Origin of the sequence: Nocardia sp. NPDC050793, assembly GCF_040654065.1 — a bacterium.
Classification (GTDB): domain Bacteria; phylum Actinomycetota; class Actinomycetes; order Mycobacteriales; family Mycobacteriaceae; genus Nocardia.
On record NZ_JBFAHG010000017.1, the window covers coordinates 1,184 to 6,314 of the forward strand.

The window sequence follows — 5,131 nt, forward strand, 5'->3', positions numbered from 1 at the left end:
CAGGGGACGTCGGGTCCTGTTGCGGAGGCGGATGATTCGACAGTCGATCTCGGTCGGCCGGAGGATCCGCGGACCAGGGTGTGGCCTGGCGGTGGGCAGCCGGAGCAGGGGACGTCGGGTCCTGTTGCGGAGGCGGATGATTCGACGGTTGATCTCGGTCGGCCGGAGGATCCGCGGACCAGGGTGTGGCCTGGCGGTGGTCAACCGGAGCAGGGGACGTCGTCGGATCCTGTTGCCCAGAACGATGACGCGACGGTTGACATGCGTCGGCCGGAAGCCGGTGAGCAGTCGGGACAGGAGTCGTTGTCGAGTCCTGTTGCCGAGAGCGATGTTCCGACGGTCGATATGCGGCGGCCGGGGGTTGCCGAGCAGTCCGATGGCGAGTCGGCCCAGCAGATCGGATCCGCCCCCGGTGGCGTGGAGGGTGATCGGGCGGTCACCGATGCCGGGGATCAGCGGCAGAGTCTGCCTGACGCCGTTGCGCGGCGGGATGCGCTGGCGGATCGGATGCGGGAGCTGGCCGACAGCATTCCCGCGGTCGCCGGGCGGCTCGGGCCCGATGCTCTGCTGCCGCGGAACCTCATGGCGACCCTTCGCGAGGTGAGCCAGCTGGCGATGGTCGGCGACGATGTCGCTCGCATGCGGGAATTCATCGACGCCGCAATGGCTTTCCTGCCCGCGGAGGCGGCGGTTCTCCTTGCCGATCCGCTCGCGAGTCCGGTCGTGATCGCCGAGTCCGCGCCCCAGTCGCCCGCATGGCCGCGCATCGGCATTCCGCGAGTCCACGATCCGGTGACGCCGGAGTTCCGGAGCAGGCTCCCGCAACTCGCGGCCGATATCGCGACTGCCGCGGCCGAGCGCGCTCGAATCGATTCGGCGATCGCGGATCTCGCACGGTCGATGGGTATCGACCCCGATGGTCTGGGCACGCGTGAGATAGCCGAGGCCGTCGACGCCCGGGTGCGCGCCGCCGATGCCGCGGTGGCCGAGCTGATGGATCGTCCGGATGATCCGGCCCGGATCATGACCCAGCGCGACGACTTGGCCGCCGCCCTGCGCGACGCCGACGAGTTGCGCTCTGTCGCAGCGGAAATCCGAGCCGAGTTGGAACGCCTGCGCGTCGCGTCCGCCGAGGAACGCGCCGCCGTGCAGCGTGCGGGCGAACAGGCCGCCCGCGATGTTCTCGTCGGCCTGAATGCCCGAATCGACCCCGAGGGCGTCGGCCACCTGCCCGGCGGCAGGCGAATCCTGGTGGCCTCGCCTTCCCCGTCACCGGACGACCTCCTCTCGCCGCAGGAACTCCAGCGGCTGGCCGACGCAGGAGTGCGCGTCGACTACGTCCACGTCGAGGTCGACGAAACCGGGACGGTCACAACGACCCCCATCCGCCCACCCGCCACCGGCACCCCCGAGACCCCCGACTCCGTGCCTCCGGGCAACGACCCCTCCGGCGGCTCCACCCCCGACTTCGCCGAGCCGGAGCCCGAGCCCCACCGCCCGAAGCATCGCGGCCTCCCAGCCGACGAGTCGCAGCAGCCCGCGCAGGACTACGAGCCGAAACACCGTGCGCCGCAGTCAGCGGTTCCGGAATCCGAAGGCGCACAACCTCGGACGCCGGATCCGCGCGAGGGAGCGGGTCGGCATCGTGGCGAGCCCGCGGACGAGTCGCAGACGGAGGAGCAGCCCTACGAGCCGAGACATCGTGCGTCGCAGCCCGGTGTAGCGGAATCGGAAGGCGCGCAGCTTGGTACGCCGGGTACGAGTGATGGCACGGGAAGACATCGTGGCGAGCCCGCGGACGAGTCGCAGCCGCAGGAGCAGACCTACGAGCCGAGGCATCGTGCGTCGCAGCCCGATTCGGCGGAATCGGAAGGCGCGGAGCCTGGGATGCCGGATCCGCGCGACGGCGTGGGGAAGCATCGGGGTGAGCCCGCGGACGAGTCGGGGCCGCAGGAGCAGACCTACGAGCCGAGACATCGTGCGTCGCAGCCTGGTGTAGCGGAATCCGAAGGCGCGCAGCCTGGGACGCCGGATCCGGGCGAGGGCGCGGGGCGGCATCGCGGTGAGCCTGCGGACGAGTCGGGTGGGCAGCCCGATTACCAGCCGAGGCATCGCAGGGATCCCGCGGAAGCGTCGCAGCAGCAGGCCGAGGGAGAGTCGGCGCACCCCGGCACCTCGGTACCCGAGTCGCAGCAGCCTGGTGAGCCGCCGAAGGCTGAGGAGCCGGGCGAGCAGCCGGATGCCGAGCAGCCAGGTGAGCAGCCACAGGCTCAGCAGGGTGAGCAATCGCAGGCGGGACAGCCAGACGAGCAGGCACAGCCAGAGCAGCAAGGTGCGCAGTCGCCGGTCGGAGAGCCCGAGGCCGATCCGTTGCCTCCGGAGGCGCAGGAGGCCCTGGATCGGCTGCGGGCGGAGCGGGCCGACGCCGTGGCTCGGCGTGCGGAGTGGGACGACATCCGTCGCATGCGCGCGGAGGCGCTCGACCCAGCGGACGCGTCGACCATCGATGCCCTGGCGCGGGCGGCGCAGCAGTTCGACGACGCGGACGCGGCGGTGGCCGAGCTCGACGCGGAGATCGCCGAGCTCGAGCTGGCGAACACACCGGAGGGCGTGTACCGGCAGCTGATGCGCGAACGCGCCGTGCTGGCACGGGAACGCGAATTCTGGCGCGCCAAGCGCGATGACAGGTATTCGCGTTTCAGCGATCTTCCGCTGCCGTTCGGCGATGCCGCGCAGGCGCTGAACCAGTCGAATCTGGCTCGCACCCTGGAACATCTGGAAGCGAGCGTCGCAGGAACCCGAAGCATCGCGGGCACCGGCGACGAGGCCGGGTATGTGGCCCGCGAGCAACTCGACCCCGGTGAGATCGCGCGTCGCCGCGAGCAGATCTTCAAGCTGCACGATGCCGCGTTGCGGTACAACCGGGTGCAGGCGGCGCTCGCGGAAGTGGATCGCCGGATCGCCGCGCTCGGCCGTGTCGGCATCGGGGGGCCGCAACCGCTGTCGCAGCAGGTTCGCGCCGAAGTCGACCGCCTGGCGGAGGAGCGCGCCCGCGAGGTGTTGGAGTCCAAGCCGTGGCGGCAGATGCGCGCCGATATCGCCGCACGCTTGCGGGTGAACGAGGCCGATCTGGGCCCGAATGCCGTTGCGCAGCAGAAGTCGCCCAAGGAGGCGCTGGAAGAGGCGCTGGCAGAGGTGGCCGGTCGGACCATCAGAGCGGACCAGATGGACGAGCGCCGCCGCAACATCGAATTGCTGCGCGAGGCCGCGACGCACGTGAACGAGGCCGACAACCGCATCGCCCGTATTCAAGGCTGGATCGCCGAATTGGCCGGAGCGGGACGCGATTTCCTCGCCGCGGAGGGCGCGCGTCAGGTCACCGACCGGGTCGGGTTCGTCGATGGCGACCCGCAGCGGATCATCGTGATCGCCCCGCGCGGCACGCTCGCCGCGCCGCGGGCCGAACATGATGCCGCCCTGCTCGACGCCACCCATCGCGATTCGCGGGTGGCTCGCGCGATGCTGTCGCGGGAGACGACGATCGAGTACCGCGAGCTCGTGGCCGAACTCGATCAGCCGGTGACGACCAGGCGACTGCGTTCGCCCTCGCGCGAATTCATGACACTGGGCCCCGAAGACGCCCCGGTCCTGCGCCGGGTGCGCTGGCAGTCCGGCACGCCCGATTCGCCGACCTGGCACGAGGTGAATCCGGAGCGCCCGGCGTGGACGACCAACCGCAAGGGCCCGACCACTCCGAAGGAGTTCAAGGAGCGGGATCTGCCCGAGGGAGTGAGCGGTTGGGCGGCCAACCCGTTCCAGGCGGCGGTGGTGGATCCGTTCGTGGACAACGGACCCGGCGTCAACAAGGGCCTGCTGCCCGCCATCCCGGGCGGCGATCCGATCTACCCGGGTCAGACCTACGAGCTGCCCTTCGCCGACGTCTTCTACCACTTCATGCGGTTGACCTTGGAACCGGCGAAGCTGTTCGGTTTCAGCTGGTACAGCGACTCCGCGCATCCGGGTCGGATCTCGCCCGGATTCAAGGGTCATCCGTGGTTCAGGAAGAAGAGCGCCGACGTCCAGCCGATGGCGCGCGAACCCGAGCGCGCCGAACGGGAGCACGCCCCCGGTGAGCTGGAGGGTTACGAGGGGAAGCAGGCCGACGAGCAGCGCGCGTGGAAGCGGGTGCAGGACTGGGCCACCGAGCAGTATCGCCTGTTCCGTACCTCCGACGGCGATATCGACCGCATCACCGCGAATCTCGCCGCCCGGCCCGAGTTCGAGGGCGCCGCGCGCGACGTGCGCGCGGCGGAGATCGTGGATCGGATCGCGAGCGTCGTCGAGGACTACATGTCGGCGCGCATCGAGGTGACGACTCGCACCACCGACGATCCCGGCCCGGATCTCAGCGCCGTCGTCGCGGATCTGACCGGCACTCTGCGCAGCGAACAGCCCGGCGACGCGGCCAGATTGGTCGACGACATCCGCGAGGCGCTGCTCGGCATGAAGCCCGACCGGGCCGCGATCTCCGCCGAGGTCGCGGTGCGGCTGAACAACTCCGTCAACGCGTTCACCCGCGAGCAGATCGCGCAGATCAAGCATCACTACATGGAGGCCGTGTATCGGCGGGCGCTGCCGATCGACGGGTCGCCCGCGCGCATGCGCCTCGACGAGGTCGCCGATGTCGCCGAGGCCTGGCTGCGGTTGATCGGTGACGAGGCAAGGCCGGAAGACGTCCTGATGTTGCAGGACGCCTTGGCCGAGTCGAACTTCTTGCTCGCCAACGACTATGCGTCCTGGCGCGACGCCAACCAGTACGCCATCCGCATCGGCTTCGACTGGGATTCGGTGCGGCCGCCGCTGACCGACTGGCGTAAAGGCATCAGGTACGCGCCCGCCCCGTTGCCCACCGACCGGCCGCTGCCGCCACGCCCGGACACCGACGACGACGGCCCCTATCCGCTCCCGCCCGGTCCGAGCAGCCCGCCATCGCTGCCGCCCGGCCAGCCGCCAGGCCAGCTGCCGCCGGTACCGTCACCGGACGATGTGGCGACGGTGCCGCTCGGCAGCCCGATCGGTGCGGATGACCCCACGGTTCGGTTGCCGGGTCCGGATGGTGCCGAGGACCCGA

Annotated in this window: 1 protein-coding gene; it reads left to right on the forward strand. The window is 70.4% G+C overall.

Annotated elements, in window-relative coordinates; translation table 11 throughout:
- Nucleotides 1-261: 261 nt before the first annotated feature.
- Nucleotides 262-5,131 (forward strand): hypothetical protein (locus AB0H50_RS34010; RefSeq protein WP_357460972.1); only part of this gene is annotated, 4,870 nt, incomplete at its 3' end.